At 37.5% G+C, this 25784-nt stretch carries 24 protein-coding genes and 1 CRISPR repeat array; of the genes, 19 read left to right on the forward strand and 5 right to left on the reverse strand.

Translation table 11 applies throughout. The features are described 5' to 3' along the window. Positions 1-187: 187 nt before the first annotated feature. From liaF to HMPREF2963_RS07710, 5 genes are read left to right on the forward strand one after another with little or no spacing between them, the layout of a single operon-like run. A complete protein-coding gene (gene liaF / locus HMPREF2963_RS07690; protein ID WP_003070232.1) occupies positions 188-886 on the forward strand; it encodes a cell wall-active antibiotics response protein LiaF in 699 nt (232 codons plus the stop codon). After that, positions 883-1878 carry an envelope stress sensor histidine kinase LiaS gene (locus HMPREF2963_RS07695; protein WP_048800478.1) on the forward strand — a complete coding sequence of 332 codons (996 nt, stop codon included), beginning with the start codon at positions 883-885 and terminating at the stop codon, positions 1876-1878. Before liaF ends, HMPREF2963_RS07695 begins: the two co-directional genes overlap by 4 nt. A gap of 1 nt (position 1879) precedes the next feature. Beyond that, positions 1880-2512: a response regulator transcription factor gene (locus HMPREF2963_RS07700; RefSeq protein WP_003070225.1), complete on the forward strand. Its 633-nt coding sequence runs from the start codon at positions 1880-1882 to the stop codon at positions 2510-2512. 46 nt (positions 2513-2558) lie between these two features. After that, on the forward strand, positions 2559-3959 hold the full coding sequence (locus HMPREF2963_RS07705; protein WP_070669329.1) for a bifunctional Cof-type HAD-IIB family hydrolase/peptidylprolyl isomerase: 1401 nt from the start codon (positions 2559-2561) through the stop codon (positions 3957-3959). Position 3960: 1 nt separating this feature from the next. Continuing rightward, on the forward strand, positions 3961-4353 hold the full coding sequence (locus HMPREF2963_RS07710) for a S1 RNA-binding domain-containing protein (protein WP_003070220.1): 393 nt from the start codon (positions 3961-3963) through the stop codon (positions 4351-4353). A gap of 119 nt (positions 4354-4472) precedes the next feature. Here the strand turns inward: HMPREF2963_RS07710 and HMPREF2963_RS07715 are convergent, their stop codons facing one another. The 4 genes from HMPREF2963_RS07715 to HMPREF2963_RS07730 all read right to left on the reverse strand — a co-directional run bounded on the left by HMPREF2963_RS07715 (position 4473) and on the right by HMPREF2963_RS07730 (position 7146). Continuing rightward, complete coding sequence (locus HMPREF2963_RS07715) at positions 4473-4790, reverse strand: DUF960 domain-containing protein (RefSeq protein ID WP_003070218.1); 318 nt, start codon at positions 4788-4790, stop codon at positions 4473-4475. 119 nt (positions 4791-4909) lie between these two features. After that, positions 4910-5443 carry a nucleoside tri-diphosphate phosphatase gene (locus tag HMPREF2963_RS07720; protein ID WP_003070217.1) on the reverse strand — a complete coding sequence of 178 codons (534 nt, stop codon included), beginning with the start codon at positions 5441-5443 and terminating at the stop codon, positions 4910-4912. 86 nt (positions 5444-5529) lie between these two features. After that, complete coding sequence (gene recX, locus HMPREF2963_RS07725) at positions 5530-6306, reverse strand: recombination regulator RecX (RefSeq protein ID WP_070669330.1); 777 nt, start codon at positions 6304-6306, stop codon at positions 5530-5532. A gap of 120 nt (positions 6307-6426) precedes the next feature. Continuing rightward, positions 6427-7146, reverse strand: a complete 720-nt coding sequence (locus tag HMPREF2963_RS07730; protein WP_070669331.1) for an aminoglycoside 3'-phosphotransferase — start codon at positions 7144-7146, stop codon at positions 6427-6429. A 56-nt stretch (positions 7147-7202) separates the two neighbouring features. Between HMPREF2963_RS07730 and rlmD the strand changes: the two genes are divergently transcribed. Continuing rightward, positions 7203-8567 carry a 23S rRNA (uracil(1939)-C(5))-methyltransferase RlmD gene (rlmD, locus tag HMPREF2963_RS07735; protein ID WP_003070212.1) on the forward strand — a complete coding sequence of 455 codons (1365 nt, stop codon included), beginning with the start codon at positions 7203-7205 and terminating at the stop codon, positions 8565-8567. An 856-nt stretch (positions 8568-9423) separates the two neighbouring features. On the opposite strand, the gene HMPREF2963_RS07740 is transcribed toward rlmD, so the two are convergent. Further along, positions 9424-10356, reverse strand: a complete 933-nt coding sequence (locus HMPREF2963_RS07740; RefSeq protein ID WP_070669332.1) for a nitronate monooxygenase — start codon at positions 10354-10356, stop codon at positions 9424-9426. Between the two features lie 334 nt (positions 10357-10690). Here HMPREF2963_RS07740 and HMPREF2963_RS07745 point away from each other — a divergent pair, with 334 nt between their 5' ends. From HMPREF2963_RS07745 to cas2, 13 genes are all read left to right on the forward strand, one after another. Then, the gene (locus tag HMPREF2963_RS07745) at positions 10691-10924 is read left to right on the forward strand and encodes a DUF1858 domain-containing protein (RefSeq protein WP_003070208.1); all 234 of its coding nucleotides are present in this window, start codon (positions 10691-10693) and stop codon (positions 10922-10924) included. Next, positions 10924-12285: a DUF438 domain-containing protein gene (locus tag HMPREF2963_RS07750; protein ID WP_070669333.1), complete on the forward strand. Its 1362-nt coding sequence runs from the start codon at positions 10924-10926 to the stop codon at positions 12283-12285. Before HMPREF2963_RS07745 ends, HMPREF2963_RS07750 begins: the two co-directional genes overlap by 1 nt. A gap of 12 nt (positions 12286-12297) precedes the next feature. Continuing rightward, positions 12298-12552 carry a DUF1912 family protein gene (locus HMPREF2963_RS07755; protein WP_006267273.1) on the forward strand — a complete coding sequence of 85 codons (255 nt, stop codon included), beginning with the start codon at positions 12298-12300 and terminating at the stop codon, positions 12550-12552. 236 nt (positions 12553-12788) lie between these two features. After that, a complete protein-coding gene (locus HMPREF2963_RS07760; RefSeq protein WP_048800528.1) occupies positions 12789-13370 on the forward strand; it encodes a GNAT family N-acetyltransferase in 582 nt (193 codons plus the stop codon). Continuing rightward, a complete protein-coding gene (locus HMPREF2963_RS07765) occupies positions 13367-14356 on the forward strand; it encodes a hypothetical protein (protein WP_048800485.1) in 990 nt (329 codons plus the stop codon). Before HMPREF2963_RS07760 ends, HMPREF2963_RS07765 begins: the two co-directional genes overlap by 4 nt. Continuing rightward, a complete protein-coding gene (locus HMPREF2963_RS07770; RefSeq protein ID WP_070669334.1) occupies positions 14337-16985 on the forward strand; it encodes a valine--tRNA ligase in 2649 nt (882 codons plus the stop codon). Before HMPREF2963_RS07765 ends, HMPREF2963_RS07770 begins: the two co-directional genes overlap by 20 nt. 171 nt (positions 16986-17156) lie before the next feature. After that, positions 17157-19547 (forward strand): CRISPR-associated helicase/endonuclease Cas3, encoded by a 2391-nt coding sequence (locus tag HMPREF2963_RS07775; RefSeq protein ID WP_070669335.1) that lies wholly within the window; start codon positions 17157-17159, stop codon positions 19545-19547. 244 nt (positions 19548-19791) lie between these two features. Beyond that, the gene (gene cas5c, locus HMPREF2963_RS07780) at positions 19792-20520 is read left to right on the forward strand and encodes a type I-C CRISPR-associated protein Cas5c (RefSeq protein ID WP_039676680.1); all 729 of its coding nucleotides are present in this window, start codon (positions 19792-19794) and stop codon (positions 20518-20520) included. Further along, entirely contained in the window at positions 20520-22421 is a 1902-nt protein-coding gene (gene cas8c, locus HMPREF2963_RS07785; protein WP_070669336.1) for a type I-C CRISPR-associated protein Cas8c/Csd1, read from the forward strand. Before cas5c ends, cas8c begins: the two co-directional genes overlap by 1 nt. Positions 22422-22424: 3 nt before the next feature. Further along, a complete protein-coding gene (gene cas7c, locus HMPREF2963_RS07790; RefSeq protein WP_070669337.1) occupies positions 22425-23276 on the forward strand; it encodes a type I-C CRISPR-associated protein Cas7/Csd2 in 852 nt (283 codons plus the stop codon). Position 23277: 1 nt separating this feature from the next. After that, on the forward strand, positions 23278-23949 hold the full coding sequence (gene cas4 / locus HMPREF2963_RS07795; protein ID WP_070669338.1) for a CRISPR-associated protein Cas4: 672 nt from the start codon (positions 23278-23280) through the stop codon (positions 23947-23949). Further along, positions 23946-24971, forward strand: coding sequence for a type I-C CRISPR-associated endonuclease Cas1c (gene cas1c / locus HMPREF2963_RS07800; RefSeq protein WP_070669339.1), 1026 nt, complete (start codon positions 23946-23948; stop codon positions 24969-24971). The genes cas4 and cas1c overlap by 4 nt, the downstream gene beginning before the upstream one ends. 10 nt (positions 24972-24981) lie before the next feature. Beyond that, entirely contained in the window at positions 24982-25275 is a 294-nt protein-coding gene (cas2, locus tag HMPREF2963_RS07805) for a CRISPR-associated endonuclease Cas2 (RefSeq protein WP_070669340.1), read from the forward strand. A 146-nt stretch (positions 25276-25421) separates the two neighbouring features. Continuing rightward, positions 25422-25717: direct repeats of the CRISPR family, unit length 32 nt; unit sequence GTCGCTCCCTTCACGGGGGCGTGGATTGAAAT. Positions 25718-25784: the final 67 nt, after the last annotated feature.

Here is a 25784-nt window from a genome sequence, read left to right on the forward strand (position 1 = left end):
CATTGATAAGCGTTGTTTCTGATTAATCAAGTTTATCCAGTATATTGTAAATAAACATGTTAATTTCTAGGACTACATACTAGAACCTGAAAATATTTAGTTCCATTTCATTGCTTTATTTTCATACCTTAGTCGGAGGAATTTTTAAAAGTTTTTGATACAATAGAAGCAGAAAGGTATCGAGATTATGCGAAAGATCCAATTTTTCATTTTTGTTGAATCTATTCTATTAACATTTGCATTAGTGACGATTTTGTCTGGTCACTTTTCACGTGTTATTCTTTTTTTGGTGCTTTTCTTGTTGCTGCTCTATTATTATTTTGGTAAACAAAGAGGAAATTTTCTGCTAGTAACTTCTACCATATTGCTTTTTTTCATTATTATGCTCAATCCTTATGTCATTGCTGCCTTGCTCTTTGCGGTCATTTATGGCATGATTGTAGCTTATCCCTATATTTATAAAGAAAATGAAGCGACAACTCTCATCTTTGATGATGCAATGGAGCAAAAACGAGAGAATAATCAATGGTTAGGAAATCTTCATCATTTTGCTTCGTCTGATACCTGTCAATTTGACGATATCAACCTTTTCCGTCTCATGGGCAAGGACACGATTCATTTGGAGCAAGTGATTGTTACAAACCATGATAATGTGATTGTTTTGCGAAAATTTTTCGGAAATACAAAAATTATTGTGCCAGTTGATGTGGCAGTCAGCTTGAAAGTGAATAATCTATACGGTGAATTGCAGTTTTTAGACCAACCTATCTATGAATTGCGAAATGAAAGTTTCAGTCTAACGACGCCAGACTTTAAACGAGCACATAAAAGTGTCAAAATTATCCTATCAACATTTGTAGGGAATATTGAGGTGGTTCGTAAATGAAAAAAGTCTACTATCTCTTGATTAGTTTTTATTCCTTACTCATTTTAGGGATTATTATTCATTATATTTTTGCTCTATTTGATTTTGACTGGCAATTGGTTTTTAGTAATGTAGAGCGACTGGAAAAATTCAGTTTCTTTGTGATTGTGCTCACTGTATCTCTAACGATGCTGATGATTTTAGGAATCAAAGTGGTTCAAACGGTAACATTGTCGACCATTCAGTCGAATTTGAAAAATATTTTGGAAGGTCGAAAATTACAAGAAGTACAGCAACCGGAAATTGACGCTTCCTTTCGGCAGGTATCAGAGAAAGTAAATCATTTAACAGAAAATCTACAAAAGTCAGAGAACCGTGCCTTACAAAATGAAGAGACGATTATTGAGAAAGAGCGCAAGCGAATTGCGCGTGACCTACATGATACGGTCAGTCAAGAACTTTTTGCTGCCAATATGATTTTATCAGGTGTGACAGGGCAAGTGGAGAACTTAGATACGGACACCTTATCGAAACAATTGACGGGCGTATCAGGAATTTTAAATACTGCTCAGAGGGATTTGCGTATCTTGCTTCTACATTTGAGACCGACAGAGTTGGAAGGGAAAAGTTTGGTTGAAGGGTTAAACCTTATTTTAAAGGAGTTATCAGACAAGAGTGATATTGAAGTGAGTTTTCATCATGATGTTCAACAATTACCGAAACAGATTGAGGAGCATATTTTTCGAATTGCTCAGGAAATTATCAGTAATACGCTCCGTCACGCCAATGCGAATCATTTAGATGTATATCTGTATCAAACTCAGAATGAATTGCAGTTGAAGATGACAGATGATGGGATTGGTTTTGAGCACACTTCGTCTGATGAGTTGAGTTATGGTCTGAAAAATATGGAAGAAAGAGTAAATGATATGGCGGGAACGATGCAGATTTTAACAGCTCCGAAGCAGGGAGTAGCGATTGATATTCGTGTACCATTATTGAAAGGAGCTTGAGATGCAGATTTTATTAGTAGATGACCATGAGATGGTACGACTTGGATTGAAAAGTTATTTGGATTTACAAGATGATGTTGATGTAGTGGCAGAAGCTTCAAACGGTCGTGAAGGAGTTGAAAAAGCTTTAGCATTACGACCAGATGTTATTATGATGGATATTGTTATGCCTGAAATGAGTGGAATTGAAGCAACTCTAGCTATTTTAAAAGAATGGCCTGAAGCTAAGATTCTCATTCTGACTTCTTATTTGGATAATGAAAAAATTTACCCAGTTTTAGATGCAGGAGCTAAAGGATACATGCTTAAAACATCTAGTGCTGACGATATCTTACGAGCAGTTCGAAAGGTAGCCAAGGGTGAACTTGCTATTGAAACAGAGGTCAGTCAGAAAGTGGAATACCATCGAAATCATATTGAATTACATGAAGAGCTAACAGCGCGTGAGCGCGATATTTTAGGACTACTGGCGAAGGGGTATGAAAATCAACGCATAGCAGATGAGTTGTTTATTTCTTTAAAGACAGTGAAAACGCATGTGTCGAATATTTTGTCCAAATTGGCAGTAAGTGATCGTACACAAGCTGTTGTCTATGCCTTCCAGCATCACCTCGTCCCACAGGATGATATTTAGTGGTATAATAGAAAAATAAATAAATTGCTATTGTTAGAGGGAGATTATGGACGCAAAATTAAAATACAAATCCAAGAAGATCAAAATCGTCTTTTTTGATATTGATGATACCTTGCGAGTAAAAGCAACTGGTTACATTCCAGAATCGATCAAAACGGTTTTTAAACAATTAAAAGAAAAAGGAATTTTGACGGGAATTGCTTCAGGGAGAGGAATTTTTGGTGTGGTGCCGGAGTTGAAAGCGTTGCAGCCTGATTTTTTTGTCACCTTGAATGGGTCCTATATTGAAGATAAAGCAGGAAAGGTTATTGCGCAAACCCCGATTGATCGAAATTTAGTAGAAACTTATATCGCTTGGACAAAGGAAGTTGGGATTGACTTTGGCCTCGTTGGTAGTCATGAGGCAGCGCTTTCGACGCGAACACCGCTTATTGATGAAGCCATTGATATTGTTTATCCTAATTTACCTATTCAGCCGGATTTGTATCAAGATCACAACGTTTATCAAATGTGGACATTTGAAGATATTGGAGATAGCTTACAATTGCCCAAAGAGTTAGAAGAACATCTACGATTGGTTCGCTGGCATCCGCATTCATCAGATGTAGTTCTAACAAATGGTTCAAAAGCATCTGGAGTTGCGACAGTTGTGGAGCATCTAGGGTTGAAGCCTGAGAATGTGATGGTTTTTGGAGACGAGCTCAATGATTTAGAGTTGTTTGATTATGCAGGTATCAGTATTGCTATGGGCATTTCACATGAAAAAATAAAAGCCAAGGCTGACTTTGTGACAAAAAAAGTAGAAGAAGATGGCATTTTTTATGCTTTGGAGGAATTAGGAATGATAGAAAAAGAATTACATTTTCCACAAGTAACGATGGAAACAGCAGAAGGACCGAAAGCGACTATTAAAACCAACCACGGTGATTTGAAATTTCAATTATTTCCAGAACAGGCACCGAAGACAGTGGCTAATTTTATTGCTTTATCAAAAGATGGCTACTATGATGGAATCATTTTTCACCGGATTATCAAGGACTTCATGATTCAAGGTGGTGATCCAACTGGTACGGGTATGGGTGGCGAATCTATTTATGGAGAAAAGTTTGAAGATGAATTTTCTCCGGAACTGTACAATATCCGTGGTGCACTTTCGATGGCCAATGCTGGTCCGAACACAAATGGCAGCCAATTTTTTATTGTGCAAAACAGCAAGATTCCTTATGCACAAAAGGAATTGGAACGTGGTGGTTGGCCGACACCAATTGCTGAAATCTATGCAAGCAATGGTGGAACGCCGCATTTGGACCGCCGCCATACTGTATTTGGTCAATTATTAGATAAATCTTCTTATCAGGTATTGGATAAGATTGCAGCTGTTGAAACTGGTGCGATGGATAAACCACTTGAAGATGTCGTGATTGAAACCATTGAAATTGAGGATTAAAATGAGAATTGGTGAAAAACTAAAAGGAAGAATTACAGGAATTCAGCCTTACGGTGCATTTGTAGAATTGGAAACAGGAACAATAGGCTTGATTCATATTTCAGAGATTCGGACAGGTTACATCGAAAATATCCGTGATATTCTGCATGTGAATGATCCGGTCTTGGTGCAAGTGATGGACTATGATGAATTTTCAGGTAAGGCTAGTTTGTCGATGAGAACATTGGAAGAGGAAAAACATCATTTACCGAAACGTCATCGCTTTTCAAATGACCGTTACAAGATTGGTTTTGCACCGCTCGCTAAAAGTTTGCCAACTTGGACCAAGGAAGCAATGAATTTTCTGAATCAGAATCAGTCAAAAGAAGAAACTGACGGAGAAACGGAAAAATAAACACATAAAAGAATCCTACTAAAAATAACAAAATCCCTCAATAATTTATTGAGGGATTTTACTTATTCTCAGATATTTTTAAGCAGCCATCAATCTTGTATGCTTCAGATTTTGTGCTATCATATCAAAGTATATTCATCTGGCAGCATAATGGTTTCTTTACCGTTATTGTCAGTTACAAAGATTTCTCGTGGAAAAAATGGGTCGAAAGCGTCATTAAAATCAAAGGTAAGAATGGTTGCTAGACTATCTTGTGAAAATCGGAAAGTTGTTTTTCCTTTGTTGTTGATGAGTTCAAACTGAAGCAGTTCGTCTAGCTCAAACACACCCTTTAGAAAATTATCAATAATATACCAGAAAGAATCAATGATATTATCTGGTAAACTTGTTACAACGCCAAAGCTAGCATAGCGTCCACGTGTATTTGTAAAAGCCATTGTCTCTTCCTTTCTGTACTTATTCATCAAAGGATTTTCTATATGATACATAAAATAACCTTGAATTGCAAGAAATTGTTCTTTGAAAATCAAAAAGGACCAGTGGTCCTTTGGAAACTTTAGCGACTCTTTAGCTCTACATAACGTTTGTACCAAATATTAACATAGGCTTGCGAAAAAGGTCCGCGCTTATTGTTAATCCAATCTACTAAGATTTTGACATTCTCTTTGAGGATATAATCTAAATCATTAGAGTAGTTCATCTGCCGTTTGTGACGCTCGTATTCATCGACATCAAGTAATCGCTTTTCACCATTGGTAAAGACTTTGACGTCTAAATCGTAGTCTATGTATTTTAATGCTTCTGCATCAAGATAATACGGACTGGCTAGATTGCAATAGTAAGAAACTCCGTTTTCGCGAATCATAGCGATAATATTGAACCAATATTTTTTGTGAAAATAGATAATAGCTGGCTCACGTGTCACCCAACGTCGACCATCACTTTCTGTGACCAAGGTGTGGTCATTGACACCAATAATGGCATTTTCTGTTGTTTTTAGTACCATGGTGTCGCGCCAGGTGCGGTGCAGACTTCCATTATGCTTATAACTTTGAATTGTAATAAAGTCGCCTTCTTTTGGAAGCTTCATCTTCTACCAACTTTCTACAATTAATCAGGTTATCGCTCTTATTGTAACATATTTTCATGAAAAAACATAAATAAACCTTACATTTTTTATAGATATTCTCTGAGAGCGCTAGCAATATCAGAAAAATCATAACCTTTGCGAGCGAGTGCTTGGGTGAGGCGTTGTTTTAACTCATATTCGTCATATTTTTTAGAATATTTGCGGTATTGCTTGTCTAATTCTTTGTACAGTAATTTCTGCTGAATTTCCTCATCTTCTTTGATGTCTAAGGTTTGATAAGCTACCTTAGCTTCGGTATAGGAAAAGCCTTTGCTCAACATAGATTGAAGAATTTTATCCTGCAGGGCCTTACTTGGTAGTTTGCTTTGATAGTTGCGGAGTAGTTTTGCAGCAACTTTTTGACTTACTTCTGTAAAATCAAATTTGCATAATTCTTCATCAATAATAGGAGCTGTGATACCTTTTTGAGCCAATTTTTGCTTGAGGACAAAAGCACCTTTATCACCAGATAGAAGATTGGAATGAATAAAGGAATAAGCATATTGTTTGTCATCTATCCAGTTATCTTTTATGAGAATCGTTAGGACTTTCTCGATAGTATCTAAGGAAATCTCGTGTTTTGTCAAATAATCCCGCACTTCTTTGACAGTTCTTTGCTTGAAAGAAAGATAATATAGAGCTAGATTTTTTCCGTAAGAAAACTGTGCGTAGTCCTGAATTTCTTTTAATTCTTGCTCACTGATGTTCATGCCTTTTGATAACATAAAGTGAACGATAGTATCTTCAGTGATGTAAAGTTTGTCAGTTTCGTCCAATTCTAAAAGATAGAGACGCTTTTTCTTTTCAATTTTAGTGATTTTCATAATCATTCTTTCGATAACTTGTGTGAAATTTGGAGCTGATAGATGGAATAGTAAGTGTGACTATTAGCCAAATGCTTCAAAAGCTGCGATAAGTCGTAATTTCTCGGAGTTGATATTTTCTCAACCATAGTAGTCCAAAAATAGGTCGCCATATTTTGGATTGCCTAGATTATAATTCAGTGACCAGATAGCCCAGTAAAGGTCAATGTGGCGATCACTAAAGCCAGATAGCCCAACATCAATGAAACAGGAGAACGTCTTAGCGTCTTTTAAGATAAAGTTGGGCAAACAAGCGTCACCGTGAATAAATGCATCTCTTGTAAGAAGATGTCCCTGTTCTTGGATAAGCTGATAGGCTTCTTTTCTACTGCGAATCTGAAATTGTGGCAGGAGAGCTTTTTCATAGAAAAGCCCTTTTTGATAATTCTCTTCCGCTAGCTGAATATAGTTCTTTAGAAGTGAGTTTGTGGGAAAGTGGACTGGTTGGAGGTTATGGAGCTGTCTTAGCGCTGTTGCCATGGTTTGGCAGAGGACTTCTGGTTGGTCTAGCACTTCCAATCCTGATATGCCGGATGCTTCTTTAGTGAGCAAGTAGTCCCTGTCTTGGCTGATGTATGTCAAGACAGGAACACCGAGCCCTTGTTTGTCAAACCATTTAGCACATTGTGCCTCTCGTGCTAGCTTTCCTTTTTGGTCTATTTTAAGATAGTAGCCTGTGTCTAGATAAAGCACGGTTGCGCCTGAGTGGGAAGAACTGTCATACAAAGTGGCTTTCTCTGTATATATTCGTAATTCTTCTGGGAATTGAGAAATTGTGAGAGTTACTTTTTCTTTTTTCATACTGATTATTGTACCATATTCTCAACATTATCGTGTTGGCATGGTATAATAGGCTTATGAGTTTGAAAGTAAAGCAAAGAATCCCTTTAAAAATTAAGAAAATGGGAATTAATGGGGAAGGGATTGGATTTTATAAAAAGACCTTAGTCTTTGTACCAGGTGCTTTAAAAGGTGAGGATATTTTTTGTCAAGTTACGACGGTTAAGCGCAATTTTGTCGAAGCAAAGCTCTTGACGATTAATAAGCATTCTAAGTATCGAGTAGAGCCGCCTTGTGAGATTTATGAAAAATGTGGGGGCTGCCAGATTATGCACTTGCATTATGATAAACAGTTAGAATTTAAGACGGATTTATTACGGCAGGCTTTGAAAAAATTTGCACCAGCTGGTTATGAAAACTACGAGATTCGTCCAACGATTGGCATGCAAGAACCACTTTACTATCGGGCTAAGCTTCAATTTCAGACACGGAAATTAGGAGATGAAGTCAAAGCAGGGCTTTATGCGCAGAATTCCCATTATCTGATTTCTTTGAAAAACTGTTTGGTTCAGGATAAGGTAACGCAGAAAATCATCAATAAAGTGGCTCTCCTTTTGGGGAAGTACAATCTTCCTATCTACGATGAGCGTAAGAGAGCAGGCGTTCGGACGGTTATGATTCGCAGGGCTCGGAAAACGGGACAGGTGCAGATGATCTTTGTCACGGGAAAGAAGTTGGACTTCTCTCCAGTCATTCGAGATTTAACAGCAGAATTTCCAGAATTAGAAACAGTGGCGGTCAATTACCATACGACAAAATCAAGTGAAATTTATGGAGATAAGACGGAAATTATCTGGGGAAAAGAGACAATTCAAGAAGGTGTTTTGGATTACGAGTTTTCCTTATCGCCTAGGGCTTTTTACCAGCTCAATCCAGAGCAGACAGAAGTGCTTTACAGTGAAGCAGTCAAGGCGCTTGATGTGACATCTGAAGAGCATTTGATTGATGCTTATTGTGGCGTGGGAACGATTGGCTTTGCCTTTGCTAAAAGAGTCAAGTCTCTGCGAGGTATGGACATTATTCCGGAAGCTATTGAAGATGCTAAGCGAAATGCTGCTCGCTTAGGCTTTAACAATACTCATTATGAGACTGGGACTGCTGAAAGCATTATTCCTCGTTGGTATAAGGAAGGCTATCGGGCGGATGCTTTGATTGTCGATCCACCACGAACTGGCTTGGATAAAAAGCTGCTTGAGACGATTGTCCGTTATGCACCTAAGAAAATGATTTATGTCTCTTGTAATGTCTCTAGTCTAGCCAGAGATTTGGTGCAATTAAGCAAGATCTATGATGTCCATTATATCCAATCGGTGGATATGTTTCCGCACACAGCTAGGACCGAGGCTGTAGTGAAATTGGTGAAGCAGGAAGAAAACAGCTGAGGTCAAAATAAATTTGACTTGTGTTCAATTAAAGATGATGTCTTGAGAAAAAAATTAGTTTTAATAGAGTGGGAAAATGACAATGAATCAGAAATGAAGCCCAAAGATTTCCAAATTGTCTATCTGACAAAGAAGCGTCTATTACAACATTAGGGATATTATGGAAATAAAAATAGATGGAGAAAAGTCCTATCCTGAATATAGCGAACGAGCAAATTCTTAGTGAAAATGCTCGTTTTATTTTATTCGTGTTTTTAAATGGATGTATTTGAATTAAATTTTGTGATTTTTGCTGTTTAGTTTGCAAAATATGTCTATAAATTGGGAGAAATAAAATCAAAGGTTGCCTTAAAATGTGGAAGTATTAACTTATAATAAAAAGACAAGTTGTCAATCAATTTATTAAACATTATTCATCTTAAAATCTTTTAGACAATTCTCTATTTGAATATACATGAGCATATTTTCATAAATTTTGCACAAATTCCGAGAGTCAATAAGATATCCTAGGATTTCTTCAGTATTTAATATATCTTCTCTTGCATTTACTAGTATTGTGAATTTTAATTTCTTCAATAAAGAAAATATTGCTAATGTTGCATTTTAAAAAATGGAAATATTATAATAAAGGGAATTATATACCTGTTTACACAACTACAAAGTATAGTTGTCAAATTTACAAAAATCTTATTTTAAGATACTATATATTGTGATTAGGGTAAAGTGCTATATAGTTCCCATAATAAATTCAGATAATTATTGTGGTAAATACTAAAATGTTAAACCGCACCTCAAAGTTTAGATTTTTCTCTAACTTTTAGGGTGCGGATTATTTTCACAATATTTTCATAAACATTTACAGCCTAATCTCTGTATTTTCCAGCACTTTTTGGGCATTGGCTACGATGGTTTCAATGATGTCTTTGCATGGTCGGATTTCGTTTATCATGCCAGCGATTTGACCGCACATCATGGAGCCATGTTTGGTATCTCCTTGATAGACAGCTTTTGAGAGGGCACCGATTGTGATTTCTTCTAGTTCTTCACGATTGGTCCCTTTGTTTTCAAGTTCTATGTAGTGATCGGTCATTTCGTTTCGAATACAGCGAACAGGTGCACCAGTAATGCGCCCAGTTACAGCTGTGGCTGTGTCATTGGCATGGATGACAGCTTCTTTATAGCTTTTGGCAATGGGGCATTCTTCTGAGGCGAGGAATACAGTTCCAAGTTGTGCGCCTTGTGCACCTAAAACAAAAGCAGCAGCAAGTCCACGCCCATCCGCAATTCCACCTGCTCCAATCACGGGAATGTCAACAGCGTCAACAATTTGTGGCAACAGAGCCATCGTATTTGTTTCGCCGATATGACCACCCGCTTCTGATCCTTCTGCGATAACGGCATCAACACCTAATTCTTGCATTTTTTTAGCATGCTTCACGCTTGCAATAACTGGGATAACTTTGATACCGGCTTCTTTTAAAAAGGGTAGAATGAATTTTGGAGTACCTGCACCAGTTGTGACAACAGGGACTTTCTCTTCAATGATGACTCTGACAATTTCTTCGATATTTTTCATCATTAGCATCACATTAACGGCAAAGGGCTTGTCTGTTAGCTTGCGTAATTCACGAATTTCTTTACGCAGTTGTTCACCAGTCATGCCACCTGAAGCGATAATTCCCAAACCGCCTGCCTCTGAAACAGCAGCAGCTAACTGATAGTGAGAAATTTGAGCCATAGCACCTTGAACAATTGGATATTTGATGTTCAGTAAATTTGTAATAGACATAAAATCTCCTTAATCTGTTTTTTTCTATTATTATATCACGGGTAGAAAAGCGTTTTCAACTCTAGTATTTATTAAAATTTCTTTTGTTTGTGATACAATTCACTCTGAGCACCTGATTTATCAATTTCATTGATTGTGAAAAAGAGTAGAATGGTTATATTATAACAATAACTTATAGCCTATTAAAAATAGTTATAGGTTATTTCAATGAAGAAAAGCAATTTATAAAGCAGAATTTGGCATCCCTAAAAGAGAATAATACTGGATTTCATTTTACTGAGAAGTCGACACTTTTTTATGTTATAATGATAGAAAAATGAGGATGAGGTGAGGAATGGACAATATCATTGATGTATCAATTCCTGTTGCAGAGGTGATTGACAAACATCCAGAGGTGCTGGAAATTTTAGTGGAGCTTGGGTTTAAACCTTTGGCAAATTCTCTCATGCGTAATACAGTTGGGCGGAAAGTTTCGCTGAAGCAGGGGTCTAAGCTGGAAGGCACACCGATGGAGAAAATTGTTAGGACCTTAAAAGCAAATGGCTATGAAGTGATAGGACTAGACTAATGGTAGATGAACGAATTGAGGTTTTGAAGAATATTTTGCTTGATTTGCACCATGGAGCAAAGGCAGAAGCAGTTCAAGAAGAATTTAATAAACATTTTACCGGTGTTTCTGCTATTGAAATCAGCTTGATGGAACATGAGCTGATGAATTCCGACACGGGTGTAACCTTTGAGGATGTGATGTCTCTTTGCAATATCCATGCGAATCTGTTTAAGGGAGCTGTTAGAGACGTTGAAGTTGCAGATACGGATCATTCAGGTCATCCTGTGCAGATTTTCAAGCAGGAAAATTTGGCTTTGCGAGCAGCTCTGATGCGAGTAGGTAGACTGCTGGATACTTATGCAAATTCTGATGAGGAAATGCAGGAAGAAATTCGCAAGGGCTTGAAACGACAGTTGAGCTTGGTGGAACAATTTGAGCGCCACTACAAGCGCAAAGAAGAACTCATGTTTCCAATCATGGAGAGCTATGGACATGATTCACCACCTAAGGTCATGTGGGGTGTGGACGACCAAATCCGTGAATTATTTAAAGAAGTAAAAACAGCGGCAGAGCAGTTGCCTGCCTTAGACATTGAAGAGGTCGCAGAAAAGTTTCGATTATTTGCAACTGAGTTTGAAGCCATGATTTTTAAGGAAGAATCAATTTTACTCATGATTCTGTTGGAATCTTTTACACAGGATGATTGGTTGAAAATTGCGGAAGAAAGTGATGTTTATGGTTATGCAATCATTCAGCCAGCAGAGAAGTGGATTCCGCATCGTCATTCATTCTCGGAGAAAGAAACAGACAATTCTACTAAGGTGACGAGCGAGGTGCTAGCCCGTTCAGAGCAAACTAATGATGGCAAGTTTCAGCAAGTTATTGACACACCTGATGGGCAGGTCACCATTTCTTTTGAGCCAAAAAAGAAAAAGGTAGAAAACAACTTTGATCGGCAGACCCAACAGCCATTTGGACATGGCTATTTGTCAGTGGAGCAAGCAAATCTGATCCTGAATCATTTGCCAATGGAGATTACCTTTGTCAATAAGGAAGATATTTTCCAGTATTATAATGACAGTGTACCAGCAGAGGAGATGATCTTTAAGCGAACACCGTCTCAGGTGGGGCGCAATGTTGAGCTGTGCCATCCGCCTAGATTTTTGGAGAAAGTGCGCCAGATTTTTAAAATTTTGCGTGAAGGAAAGAGGGATAAGTTTGAGATGTGGTTCAAGTCGGAATCGCGGGGAAAATTTGTCCATGTGACTTATGCCGCAGTACATGATGAAGCGGGAGAATTTCAGGGGGTGTTGGAATATGTGCAGGATATTCAACCTTTCCGTGAGATAGATGGTGATGTTTATCGTGGTTTGGATTAGAAAGAAGGAACAATGACGTACGAACAGGAATTTTTAAAGGACTTTGAAGCTTGGGTTGAAACTCAAGTTAAGATTAACCAGATGGCGCTCAAGGAAAGTCAAGCTGTCTATGAAGCTGATAAAGATGAGCGAGCAAAGGATGCTGCGATTCGTTATGAAAGCCGGTTAGATGCTTATGAGTTTCTTTTAGGAAAATTTGCTAATTATCGAGCAGGAAAAGGATTTCATGATTTGCCAGACGGGCTTTTTGGTGAGAGAAGTTATTGATTTTCCGTAGGAAACATGATAGAATAAGGTCATTAGAGGTGTTTTGAGTCCCATTTGTCACAGAAAGCGGTGCTGCTGAGAAATCCGCACAAATGTCAAAACTGGTTGCTGATGGTTACAATGAAATAAAGAAAGCTGCGGGTCCTTGGCCCGAAATTGGGTGGTACCGCGGAGTGATTCGTCCCTGTCATGTATGGCAGGGGCGAATTTTTATAAGCGGAATGGGGAGAGAAATTATGATAAATATTTTAGGTCAAATTGAAGATAATAAACTTCCTGATATTGAGACAGAGCGGCTGTATTTGCGCGAACGTCTAGTCTCAGATGCTAAAGAGATTTTTGCTTATGCGAGTTTGGCAGAGGTGACTTGGCCAGCTGGTTTTCCACCTGCAGAAAGTGTGGAAGAAGAGGAAAATTATCTCGAAAACATTATGCCAAAGCGCTGGATTGAGCAAAAAATACCGTCTGGTTATGGTATCTGCTTGAAAGGAACAGATGAAGTCATTGGCTCGATTGATTTTAATAATCGCTATGCTGATGATGTTCTTGAAATGGGCTATTTGCTTCACCCAGATTATTGGGGGCAAGGGATTGTGACAGAAGCTGCGCGTGCGCTGTTGGAAGTTGGATTTACCCTACTCAATCTTCACAAAATCGAAATTGAATGCTATGGATACAACAAAGCAAGCCAGCGTATTGCTGAAAAACTTGGCTTTACCCTCGAAGCTCGCATAAGGGACCGCAAGGATGCCCAAGGCAATCGCTGTGATGATTTACGATATGGATTGCTAAAAAGTGAGTGGGAGGAGAATAAGTGAGAAAGAAGATTTGCGAATTTTTAAGAGATACAGGGGCGTTCCAAACTTTTCTTAGTCTCGTATTGGTTTTTGTGTTCATTGTGGATAATCTCATTCCTTCACTAGGTATTTCAATAAAAGAGAACAATTTCTTTAATTGGTCAATCATCACTACTTTCTTCATTTCATCCTTGTTTTATATTTTTAAGTATAGGCCGATGAATGTTGGATATATTGAAAAAAGTACAGATTATAAAAAAATTATTTCCTTAATTAGGGAAATTGATTATACAATTTCTTTAATAGTGGTGACTGCTGTTGTTTATCGTTTTTGTATGCTAATAAATATTTTGTCAGTTAGTACAGAAAACAGTTTAGGTATCATAAACATAATAGCGCTAATAATAACCATTAGACTATACTTTTCTGTTATTTCAATTATTATCGGATTAAAAAAGTGGGTATTATTATTACTTATAATAATTGGAGTTCCTCTGATATATTTAGTAGGTGTGTTTGATATTAGTTGGTGGGCGCTAATATCAGGTTTAATGATTATATGGAATTTTATTAATTCAAAAGATTTTCTAACACTTTTTAATAAAGGGACAGAAATTGATAAAGTTCCTAAAAAATTAAACTTTATTTGGCAAAGAAATAAAATAGTTTTTTACATAGTTACAACGTTAATCTACCTAGTATTGATAATCTCAGGCTCTTTTGAAAACAATAAAATGAGTATATTAGATAGGGCAAATGTAAGAATAACAACCTTAGCACTATTGATGATGGCTATCGTATTTATATTCGTGGTAATTTTATTGCTTAAATACTTATTTAGTCATAATAAAATGCTGCAAAAATTTGTAAAAGGAAGAAAAGAAAACTGGTTTTTTATCAAGCTAGCAAGTATTATTGAATTTTATCTTAAGTATCACAAGTATATAATAAGTCTAAATAATAAAAAGAAATATAGGAGAATAAAAAATGAAAGAACTTTCACCTAAATACAATCCAGCCGAGGTTGAGGCTGGTCGTTATCAAAAATGGCTTGATGCCGATATTTTCAAGCCTTCTGGGGGTCAAAAGGCTAAGCCTTATTCAATCGTGATTCCACCACCAAACGTAACTGGTAAACTTCACCTTGGTCACGCTTGGGACACGACTCTTCAGGATATCATCATCCGTCAAAAACGCATGCAGGGTTTTGACACGCTTTGGCTTCCAGGGATGGATCACGCTGGGATTGCGACTCAGGCTAAGGTTGAAGAGCGCTTGCGTGGTGAAGACATTTCCCGTTATGACCTTGGTCGTGAGAAATTCTTGGATAAGGTCTGGGAATGGAAGGACGAATATGCGGCAACCATTAAAGAACAGTGGGGCAAGATGGGGATTTCCGTTGATTATTCGCGGGAACGTTTCACTCTTGATGAAGGCTTGTCTAAAGCGGTCCGCAAGGTTTTCGTAGAACTCTATAAAAAAGGCTGGATTTATCGCGGCGAATTCATTATCAACTGGGACCCTAAGGCCCGCACAGCTTTGTCCGACATCGAAGTCATCCATAAGGATGTGGAAGGTGCCTTCTACCATATGAATTATATGTTGGAAGATGGCTCGCGCAGTTTAGAGGTTGCGACAACTCGTCCAGAGACCATGTTTGGGGATACGGCTGTCGCTGTCAATCCAAATGACGACCGTTACAAAGATTTAATTGGGCAAAATGTTATCTTGCCAATTGTTAACAAGCTGATTCCAATCGTAGCGGATGAACATGCTGACCCTGAGTTTGGTACAGGGGTCGTGAAAATCACACCTGCCCATGATCCTAACGACTTCCTCGTTGGTCAGCGTCACAATCTGGCACAAGTCAACGTCATGAATGATGACGGAACCATGAATGACTTGACCGGAGAATTTTCTGGCATGGACCGCTTTGAAGCTCGTAAAGCAGTTGTTGCTAAGTTAGAAGAAACTGGTGCTCTTGTCAAAATCGAAAAACGTGTTCACAGTGTTGGTCACTCAGAGCGGACTGGCGTTATGGTCGAGCCACGTTTGTCTACCCAGTGGTTTGTCAAGATGGACCAATTGGCTAAGAATGCTATTGCCAACCAATATACTGATGACAAAGTGAAATTCTACCCACCACGTTTCAACGATACTTTCCTTCAATGGATGGAAAATGTTCACGACTGGGTCATTTCCCGTCAACTCTGGTGGGGCCACCAAATCCCTGCTTGGTACAATGCAGATGGCGAAATCTATGTGGGCGAAGAAGCGCCAGAAGGTGATGATTGGACGCAAGATGAAGATGTCCTTGACACATGGTTTAGTTCAGCTCTATGGCCATTCTCAACTATGGGTTGGCCTGACACAGAAGCAGAAGACTTCAAACGTTACTTCCCAACGTCAACATTAGTAACTGGTTACGATATCATCTTTTTCTGGGTATCACGTATGATTTTCCAATCATTGGAATTCACAGAACGCCGTCCATTTGAAAACGTTCTTATCCACGGTCTTATCCGTGACGAGCAAGGACGCAAGATGTCTAAGTCACTTGGTAACGGTATTGACCCAATGGATGTTATTGAAAAATATGGTGCTGACGCGCTTCGTTGGTTCTTATCAAACGGTTCTGCACCGGGTCAAGACGTGCGTTTCTCTTATGAAAAGATGGATGCTGCCTGGAATTTCATTAACAAAGTTTGGAACATTTCCCGCTATATTCTCATGAACAATGACGGTTTGACCCTTGACCAAGCTAGCCAGAATGTTGCTTTGGTAGTAGAGGGAAAAGCTGGGAACGTCACTGATTGCTGGATTCTTCATAATCTCAATGAAACCATTGCCAAAGTCACCGAAAATTTTGACAAGTTCGAATTCGGTATAGCTGGTCATATTCTTTACAACTTCATCTGGGATGAATTTGCTGACTGGTACGTTGAATTGACGAAAGAAGTACTTTACAGCGACAATGAAGACGAAAAAGTTATTACTCGTTCTGTTCTTCTTTACACACTTGATAAGATTTTGCGCCTCCTTCACCCAATCATGCCATTTGTTACAGAAGAAATCTTCGGTCAATACGTAGATGGTTCTATCGTGACAGCAGCTTATCCAACTGTTAATCCTACTTTTGAAAATCAAATGGCGCATTCTGGCGTGGAAAGTCTCAAAGACCTGATTCGAGCTGTACGTAATGCGCGTGCAGAAGTCAACGTAGCTCCAAGCAAACCTATCACCATCCTTGTCAAAACAAGCGACAGCAACTTGGAAGACTTCTTCAAGGGCAATGTCAACTACATCAAACGCTTCACAAACCCAGAAACACTTGAAATCAGCTCTGCCATTGCCACCCCAGAACTAGCCATGTCAGCAGTTATCACAGGTGCAGAAATCTTCCTGCCGCTGGCAGACTTGCTCAACGTTGAAGAAGAACTAGCTCGCCTCAACAAAGAACTGGCAAAATGGCAAAAAGAGCTAGACATAGTTGCCAAAAAACTCGGTAACGACCGCTTCGTCCAAAACGCCAAACCCGAAATCGTCGAGAAAGAGCGACAAAAACAAGCTGATTACCAAGCCAAATACGATGCCACAGTGGAACGGATTAAAGAGATGGAAAAACTCCTAAAATAAATACAGAAACACGGTGTAAAAGCCGTGTTTTCTTATGGACTTATGACCATTAATAGGAATTATGTTTTGATTATTTTAGATATAATGTATTCGTTTTCAAAAGCTTTAAAAAGTGTTACAATATTATTGCGAAACTTTATGGGAAGTACTCATTGAGAAGTAAGTGATGAAATGATTTTAGCGCATTATGAATGTGAAACAAATAAGAAACAGTCGTTGGAAGAACATTCCTTTAATGTAGCCAACAAGGCAAGGGAAGAAGCTGAATCGATTGGTCAAGGTGATTTACTCTTTCTTCTGGGCCTTTATCATGATTTGGGAAAAGCTGATAATAAATTCCAAGATAAATTAACCAAGAACCCTGCTATGCACGTCGATCATTCCTATGCTGGTGCTAAATATTTGTTTGAGAAAATCAATATATGTCTTTCGGCAAAGGCTGTTGATAAAACAACGCGTTTACAATTTAATGAAGTTGTTGCTTATGTTATTTCTGCTCATCATGGAATGTTTGATATTTTTGATAAGGAATCAGCTCAATACGCTTATAACAAACTTAGAAATCGTATTGCTAAGGAAATGGTAGACTATCATTTTGATAGCGATGTGAAGAATTTTGCCAACTTTTTAGAAACAAAATTAAAAGATTATGGCTATCAGGATTTAGAAATATTAATTAATAAAGCATTTAAAAATTATCAGCAAGCCATGTCAATTTTAGAATGTCAGGATAGTAGTGAGGAAGCTTATTATCAATCATGTTTTGTACGGCTATACCTATCATTATTAAAAAATACTGATACTCTCGATACAATTAATGCCTATGGGCTGCTTATAAATCCCCTAAAACAGGAAGAAAAAATCAAACTAAATAAGTCTTATCTGGAAGCTATTGAGAAGAAGTACGGTGAGTTTGGTAGTCCAACCACAAGGCTTAATGAAATTCGCTCACAAATTGCTGAACGAGTAAAAAGTAGGGGAGAAAGTGATTCAACGGGTATCTATCGATTAGACTTACCCACTGGTGCTGGGAAGACGAATCTTAGTATGAGGTATGCTTTTCATCAATTGGTTGACCAAAATAAATCAAGATTTTTCTACATTACACCATTTTTATCTATTTTAGAGCAGAATGCTGCTGAAATTCGAAACGTAACTGGTGATGCAGGTGTATTGGAACATCATTCTAATGTTATCAGGCAGACTGATGATAACGATGAAAAAGAAATATTAATGTCTGAGTATTTGATTGACAGTTGGGACGGTCAGGTTATTTTGACATCGATGGTACAATTTTTTCAAACTTTATTTAAAACTAAATCAGCCAATATTCGTCGTTTTTCTAGTTTAGCTAATAGTGTTTTGATTTTAGATGAAGTGCAATCCTTGCCTATTGAGGTGACAACTTTATTTAATTTAACCATGAATTTTTTAAATAAAGTGATGAACACAACCATTATTTTATGTACGGCTACACAGCCAGCTTATGATTCTACTGCTATTAAACATAAACTTTCTTATGGAGGAAAATATGGTGAAGTTGCTGATATTGTTGAGTTAACTCATGACGAAAAAGAAGTCTTTTCAAGAACAGAACTTAGAAAATTTGATGAAAACAATCAACATTCGAATCTGTCAGATTTAGTAGATTTTGTACTGGAAAATGACGAGTCTATTCTTGCGATTTTTAATACCAAAAAGACAGTTGACAAATTTTATACCTTACTTAAGGAGTTGACAGATAGGCCGATCTATCAGCTTTCAACGAATATGTGTGCGCAGCATAGATTGGATATTATTTCGGAAATTAAACAAGGTTTGAAAGATGGTCTACCACTTATTTGTATCAGTACCCAGCTAATTGAAGCGGGTGTTGATGTCGATTTTAATCACGTCATTCGCTCGTATGCAGGAATTGATTCGATTGTACAAGCTAGCGGACGTTGTAATCGTGAAGGAAAACGTGATAAGGGACAAGTTACCTTAGTTAATCTGACAAGTGAAGAAGAAAATATCTCACCACTCAAAGAAATAAAAGCTAAGAAAGATGCGACAGAATATATTCTACATAAGATTTCATCGCCCATAGACACTTCACTTTTAAATCGTGATTTTTTTGAATATTATTATGCCAATAATCAAGGTTTAATGGATTATCCTTTGTCGGACGGTGAGTCAGTTTTTGATTATTTAAGCATAAACTCATATCAATACAGAAATAATTTTAAAGGAAAGTTAAAACAAGCCTTTAAGACTGCTGGTTTGAAAATGAATCTGATAAACAATGAAACGGTAGGTATACTAGTTCCTTATGGAGATGCCATTGAAAAATTATTAGACTTGGAAGAATTATGTGAATCTGATTATCCATCAGAGGAAGATTATCAAACGATAAAGATTCTCTTGAATGCCTTGCAGCCCTATACTGTAAATGTTCGTGAACGCGATTTGTTACTTGAAGCGACAAAATCCTATCTGAACGGCCAAATTCAGATATTGCCAAAGTGTTATTATAACGATAATAAAGGTATCACTATAGAATCGGGAAGTTTATTACTATAAATTTAAATGAAAACAGGCCAACGAGAGTCGGTAGAGGACTTCGTTGACCTGTAATTCAGTATAAATAACCACTAAATATAATTTCAATCCACATAGATAGCACTATGATGGCTAGATTATATCAAAATTGATTCATATAATCAACAGCCATCCTATAACCACTAAATATAGAAATAAAATAATTGACTTTTGAAGTTTCAAGTGCTAAGATAGGTTTATAGAATCACAGAAGGAGGTTTTAACCTTGTACAGATCAAGAAATTTTTATGCAAGGGTGCGTGGACAGATGGCTCTCTTTACAAATCCCGCAACTAAAGGCGGAGGCGAAAGGAGCTCATACAGTACCCCTACTCGGCAAGCTCTCCAAGGCATAATTGATGCTGTGTACTACAAGCCGACTTTCACAAATGTTGTTACTGAAGTTAAGGTTATGAATCAAATTCAGACAGAGCTACATGGTGTTCGTGCTTTGTTACATGATTACAGTGCGGATTTGAGTTACGTTTCATACTTGAGTGATGTGGAATATCTAGTGAAATTCCATTTCATTTGGAATGAAAATCGTGAAGATTTAATGCAAGATAGGCTGCCTAACAAGCATGAAGCCATTATGGAACGCTCGATTCGAAAAGGTGGACGACGAACTATTTTTTTAGGGACCAGCGAATGCTTTGGCTTAGTTGATGAAATTAGTCAGGAAGAATATGAAAATACCCCTTCTTACTACGATGGTGTTACTATTGATTTAGGTATCATGTTCCATTCTTTTGCTTATCCAAAAGACGAAACGACACCATTAAAATCTTATTTTACAAAAACAGTGATGGAGAATGGGTTGATTAAGTTTAAGCCTCAGTCTGAGTGTGAAATTGTAAATACTTTGTCTAGTTATACCTTTAAGACACCTGGCCAGATTAAGTCCGTTGATGATGAACTTAAGGAATACGATGCTATGGAGAAAGGAGAAGGATAATGGATTTTTTTACTTCTCTCTTAAAAACTTATGAAAAAGCAGAAGAAATTGGATTAGTTGACCAACAAAATGGGGACAATCCTGTTTTGCTTCCGCTCTATCATACTAGTTTGAAGTCAAATGGTAAAAATATTATTGCAGTTAAGTTGGATCAGGATGGTAGTTTCTATAAGGCGGAGGTCATGGATGATAATCAAACGATTATATTTCCTGTGACTGGGGATTCTGTTGCGAGATCAGGCAGCAATCCTGCTCCTCACCCTCTTGTAGACAAGTTTTCTTATTATGTATCAGAGGCGAATCAATCACAATATGATAATTTTCATGAACAATTGGCTAATTGGATTGCTTACTGTGAGGAAGGTAAAGTCAAGGATTTTTTGATGAAAATTCAGCATTTTATTCTCCAAACAGATTTTCTAAGTAGTATTCTTCAGTCTTTATATGGCGAGCATTACCAAAGGGAGGGATTGAAAATCACCTATTCTGACTCTGATGAAAAAAACAAGACTGTTGATTTATCAGCTTATTTCTTAGAGTTTTCAATTGTACAATTTCATGGCTTTAAAGATGAATCAGTGACTAGTTACAAGGCGTTGCATCAATCGTTTATTTCGTTTATGACTGCTAATCAAGATAATTTGAAAACGTGTAATATTAGTGGACGAATGGAGCAAATTACTAATAAACATCGAGGATTGATGGGGAATGCTAAAATTATTTCAGTTAGTAATAAAGGAGAGGCCTATAAAGGGCGCTTTAAGGAGCGAGAAGATGTTTTTAGCGTTGGCTATGAAACTTCAGAAAAAATTCATTTAATGATCAAGTATTTGCTAGAAAATAAAAATAGCAGTACTTGGCTAGGATCGTCACAATATCTCATTAATTGGTTTAGTGATGATTTAGCGAATGAGAGCCAATTGGATATTGTAAAGCCGGAGTTTAATGAGTTATTTGAAGATGCTGAAGACGAAAAAGATAGTCTTGTTTTCATTAAACCGAACGAAGAAAACAAGAACATAGGATCTTCGTTTATTAAGGGGCGAAAATTGTTTGGTAATGATGCAACCTACTATGTTGCCATACTAAACAAAACAAGTAATGGTCGGATTGCTTTAAAATATTTCCGTCAGGTTCAAGTTTCCCAGTTATTGAAAAATCTGGAAACTTGGCAGGAAAATTACTCTTGGGAAGCAAAAACTAAATCTGGAAATTATAAATTAAGAACACCTACTTTTAATGATATCATCAACGCTGCCTACGGTATTGACAGAGAACGTTATTTGGAATTAGATAATGATAGTTTTAAGAGTGATCAATATCAGCAATTAGTAACAGCTTTAATTGATGGGAATCCAATACCTAGTACTATCGTTAAGAAGTTAGAAGCGAATATTAAACAGCGACAAAAGTATCCTAAACACTGGTCTCAGGTGCAGCAAATAAGTTTAGCGATTTTACACAAACAATATGGAAGGGAGTTTAAACCAATGTTAGACCACGAAAATACCAATCGTTCCTATCTATTTGGAAGATTATTAGCTATTTTTGAATTGATGGAATCGAAAAAATATGAAATTGAGAATCCCAATAAGGACAAGAAAGAATCTAATAGGATAACAAATGCCGAGAGGTACTGGAATGCCTATACCAGCCAGCCTGCCAAGTTAATGATGAATTTGACAAATAAAATCAAGCCTTATGAAGAGGCTGTGAGGTTAAACGCTTATGGAATCTTTCATAAGTTGGACAAAGAGCGAGCAGAAATTGTCCAATTACTCAGCCCCCAAATGGCAAAGAAGGATATTAATGATCCCTTGGATTATCAATTTATTTTTGGTTACTATGCTGAAAAGCAATTCTTTTATACAAAACAAGAAAAAAATGAAAGTGAGGAATAGCAGATGTTGGAACACAAGATTGATTTTATGGTCACGGTTGAAGTGAGGGAAGCTAATGCAAATGGAGATCCCTTATCAGGAAATATGCCAAGAACAAATGCAGCTAATCAAGGTTTAATCAGTGATGTAGCCATCAAGCGCAAAATCCGCAATCGGATGCAGGATTTTGGCCACACCATCTTTGTACAAGCAAATGATCGTATTGAGGATGGGCTTAATTCACTTGAGAAACGGTTCAAGACTCAATTTACAGGAAAAGAATCGGATGAAGAAATTAATGAAAAAGCCAATCAATTATGGATGGATGTCCGTTCGTTTGGTCAAGTGTTCACTTATCTAAAAGATCGCTCGTTTGCTATTCGTGGACCGGTTTCTGTCAGTATGGCTAAATCTTTGGATCCAATCATCATCTCTAGTTTACAGATTACTCGAAGCACAAATGGTGTCGAACCTAAAAAAGCAGGTGGACGTTCATCTGATACGATGGGAACTAAGCATTTTGTGGACTATGGCGTTTACGTCATCAAAGGTTCGATTAATCCAAATTTTGCTGAAAAAACAGGATTTTCTGATGAAGATGCTGAGGTAATTAAGAAAGCACTTATCAGTCTGTTTGAAAACGATGCGTCATCCGCTCGTCCTGAAGGTTCTATGCGAGTAAGGGAAGTCTTCTGGTTTACACATTCTAATAAGTTAGGAAATGTTTCCAGTGCTCGTGTTTTTGATTTGTTTGAATTTGACAAAGAAAAACAGGATAAGAATAGTTATGAAGACTATGCTATCCATCTTAATCAAGAAAAATTAGCAGAATACGAAGCTAAAGGATTGAAAGTTGATATCTTAGAAGGACTGTAAAATGGTTTATGCTGAAAGTGACTATTTGATGTTATCTGGTATTCAGCATTTCCAATTCTGCAAGCGCCAATGGAGTTTGATTCATATTGAGCAACAGTGGGCTGAAAACGAAGCGACAGCTCATGGGCAGATTTTGCATCAAAAGGCGGATAATCCTTATATTAAAGAAAAGCGAAAGGATGTCATTACCTCACGGGCCATGCATGTTTCGTCAAAAGAGCTTGGTCTCTATGGGATATTGGATGTGGTTGAATTCCATAAGGATGAAAAAGGAGTTCCGCTAAAAGGGAAACGCGGCAAATGGCTTCCTGTCATTGTTGAGTATAAGCGTGGGAAACCTAAAAGAGATACTCGCGACATTGTTCAACTGGTTGCTCAAACGATTTGTCTGGAAGAAACTCTTGAGTGTGCAATCGAGCATGGTTATCTTTATTATCATAGTGTGAATCAAAAGAAGCTAATAGAAATCACTTCTGATTTACGAAAAGAAGTAGCTGAGTTGGCTTGCCAAATGCATGAATATTATGACAAAAAGCTTATTCCGAAAGCTGAATATTTTAAAAACTGTCAGTTATGCTCCTTAGTTGATATTTGCATGCCGCGTTTGAGCAAAAAGGCGCGCAATGTTGACAATTACATTTTCCAAGCATTAAAAAGTGAGGATAGCTTATGAAAAAGCTACTTAATACTCTATATTTGACTCAAGATAATTTTTATTTAACCCGTGAAAGAGATAATATAGTAATCAAACAAGAAGGGAAAGTTATCAGTCGTTTCCCATATCGAATTATTGACGGCATTGTTTGTTTTTCTTATTTGGGCGCGTCTCCTTCTTTGATTGAACTATGTGCTGAAAATCAGATAAATTTGTCCTTTCATACACCGCAAGGACGCTTTTGCGGTCGATTTGTTGGGCAAACAAATGGGAATGTTTTGCTAAGGAGACAGCATTATCGTTTGGCAGATGAAGAAGGATCTCTAGAATATGCAAAACACTTTATTCTTGCTAAGATTTCAAATTCTAGAAAATATTTACTACGTTTTAAGCGTGACCATCGCGATCGTATTGATAGCCACCTATTTGAAGAAGTGAATACGGAATTGACTTGGGCCTTAGAACTGATTCAATCTGCACCAGATAAGGAAACTCTGTTAGGGATTGAAGGGCAAGCAGCTAACCAATATTTTCGTGTTTTCAATGATCTGGTTTTAACCGATAAAGATACCTTTCAGTTTAATGGACGGACACGACGGCCTCCACAAGATTGTATCAATGCATTGATGTCATTTGGCTATAGTTTATTGACCTATGAATGTCAGTCTGCTTTAGAAGCGGTTGGATTAGACAGTTATGTTGGCTTTTATCATACAGATAGACCGGGTCGCGCTAGCTTAGCTTTGGATTTAGTGGAAGAGTTTCGTTCTTATATTGTTGATCGATTTGTTTTTTCTCTGATTAATAAAGGACAATTAAACAAAAAACATTTTGACATTAAGGAAAATGGCAGTGTCATATTAACTGAAAAAGGGCGTGCAATCTTTATTGAAGCTTGGCAAAAGAGGAAACATCAGGAAGTAGAACATCCTTTCACTAAAGAAAAGGTGAAATTGATGTTACTGCCCTATGTCCAAGCACAGTTATTGGTCAAGACAATCCGTGGAGAATTGGAATCCTATCCACCGTTTTTAATATAGGAGCCGGTTTATGATGGTATTAGTAACATATGACGTGAATACTGAGACTGCGCAGGGCAGGAAAAGATTACGTCATGTGGCAAAATTATGCGTTGATTATGGGCAACGCGTTCAGAATTCAGTTTTTGAATGCTCAGTAACTCCTGCAGAATTTGTAGAAATAAAAGCGAAGCTTTTGAGTATAATTGACACTGAGTCTGACAGTATTCGTTTTTATTTGCTAGGAAAACATTGGCAAAATCGTCTAGAAACGATTGGACGTGATACAAGTTATGATCCTGATATAGGGGTATTACTCCTTTAAATAGTCTAGTGCGAATAGTTGTTGCTCATAAAAAAGCAGGACTTTCGCGTAAAAAATAAACAAAAATAAGGCAAAAATTCGAAATTTTAGAAGAATTTACTTTCCTCGAAAGATAATTTTTGCCTAAAACAGTGCAATTATGCGCTGTCGCTCCCTTCACGGGGGCGTGGATTGAAATTAGACCTGTTTTTGTTTTAGCACTCATCATTTCGTCGCTCCCTTCACGGGGGCGTGGATTGAAATAAGCTGTGAGGCTCGTTTTCATTGAGAAGCATTGAGTCGCTCCCTTCACGGGGGCGTGGATTGAAATCTCTTTGCTATCGAACTTTTTGACATAATCTATGTCGCTCCCTTCACGGGGGCGTGGATTGAAATGATTCGAGTAAAATCAAATCGTTGAACTCGGCTAAGTCGCTCCCTTCACGGGGGCGTGGATTGAAATTTCACTAATAGGCTCATGAGTTATTGAGGTCTTAGCGTCGCTCCCTTCACGGGGGCGTGGATTGAAA

Origin of the sequence: Streptococcus sp. HMSC067A03, assembly GCF_001814295.1 — a bacterium.
Classification (GTDB): domain Bacteria; phylum Bacillota; class Bacilli; order Lactobacillales; family Streptococcaceae; genus Streptococcus; species Streptococcus constellatus.

Bases quoted from the DNA above. Each gene is read 5' to 3' on its own strand.
- liaF (WP_003070232.1), top strand. From the start codon at position 188: ATGCGAAAGATCCAATTTTTCATTTTTGTTGAATCTATTCTATTAACA.
- HMPREF2963_RS07695 (WP_048800478.1), top strand. From the start codon at position 883: ATGAAAAAAGTCTACTATCTCTTGATTAGTTTTTATTCCTTACTCATT.
- HMPREF2963_RS07700 (WP_003070225.1), top strand. From the start codon at position 1,880: ATGCAGATTTTATTAGTAGATGACCATGAGATGGTACGACTTGGATTG.
- HMPREF2963_RS07705 (WP_070669329.1), top strand. From the start codon at position 2,559: ATGGACGCAAAATTAAAATACAAATCCAAGAAGATCAAAATCGTCTTT.
- HMPREF2963_RS07710 (WP_003070220.1), top strand. From the start codon at position 3,961: ATGAGAATTGGTGAAAAACTAAAAGGAAGAATTACAGGAATTCAGCCT.
- HMPREF2963_RS07715 (WP_003070218.1), bottom strand. From the start codon at position 4,790: ATGGCTTTTACAAATACACGTGGACGCTATGCTAGCTTTGGCGTTGTA.
- HMPREF2963_RS07720 (WP_003070217.1), bottom strand. From the start codon at position 5,443: ATGAAGCTTCCAAAAGAAGGCGACTTTATTACAATTCAAAGTTATAAG.
- recX (WP_070669330.1), bottom strand. From the start codon at position 6,306: ATGAAAATCACTAAAATTGAAAAGAAAAAGCGTCTCTATCTTTTAGAA.
- HMPREF2963_RS07730 (WP_070669331.1), bottom strand. From the start codon at position 7,146: ATGAAAAAAGAAAAAGTAACTCTCACAATTTCTCAATTCCCAGAAGAA.
- rlmD (WP_003070212.1), top strand. From the start codon at position 7,203: ATGAGTTTGAAAGTAAAGCAAAGAATCCCTTTAAAAATTAAGAAAATG.
- HMPREF2963_RS07740 (WP_070669332.1), bottom strand. From the start codon at position 10,356: ATGTCTATTACAAATTTACTGAACATCAAATATCCAATTGTTCAAGGT.
- HMPREF2963_RS07745 (WP_003070208.1), top strand. From the start codon at position 10,691: ATGGACAATATCATTGATGTATCAATTCCTGTTGCAGAGGTGATTGAC.
- HMPREF2963_RS07750 (WP_070669333.1), top strand. From the start codon at position 10,924: ATGGTAGATGAACGAATTGAGGTTTTGAAGAATATTTTGCTTGATTTG.
- HMPREF2963_RS07755 (WP_006267273.1), top strand. From the start codon at position 12,298: ATGACGTACGAACAGGAATTTTTAAAGGACTTTGAAGCTTGGGTTGAA.
- HMPREF2963_RS07760 (WP_048800528.1), top strand. From the start codon at position 12,789: ATGATAAATATTTTAGGTCAAATTGAAGATAATAAACTTCCTGATATT.
- HMPREF2963_RS07770 (WP_070669334.1), top strand. From the start codon at position 14,337: ATGAAAGAACTTTCACCTAAATACAATCCAGCCGAGGTTGAGGCTGGT.
- HMPREF2963_RS07775 (WP_070669335.1), top strand. From the start codon at position 17,157: ATGATTTTAGCGCATTATGAATGTGAAACAAATAAGAAACAGTCGTTG.
- cas8c (WP_070669336.1), top strand. From the start codon at position 20,520: ATGGATTTTTTTACTTCTCTCTTAAAAACTTATGAAAAAGCAGAAGAA.
- cas7c (WP_070669337.1), top strand. From the start codon at position 22,425: ATGTTGGAACACAAGATTGATTTTATGGTCACGGTTGAAGTGAGGGAA.
- cas4 (WP_070669338.1), top strand. From the start codon at position 23,278: ATGGTTTATGCTGAAAGTGACTATTTGATGTTATCTGGTATTCAGCAT.
- cas1c (WP_070669339.1), top strand. From the start codon at position 23,946: ATGAAAAAGCTACTTAATACTCTATATTTGACTCAAGATAATTTTTAT.
- cas2 (WP_070669340.1), top strand. From the start codon at position 24,982: ATGATGGTATTAGTAACATATGACGTGAATACTGAGACTGCGCAGGGC.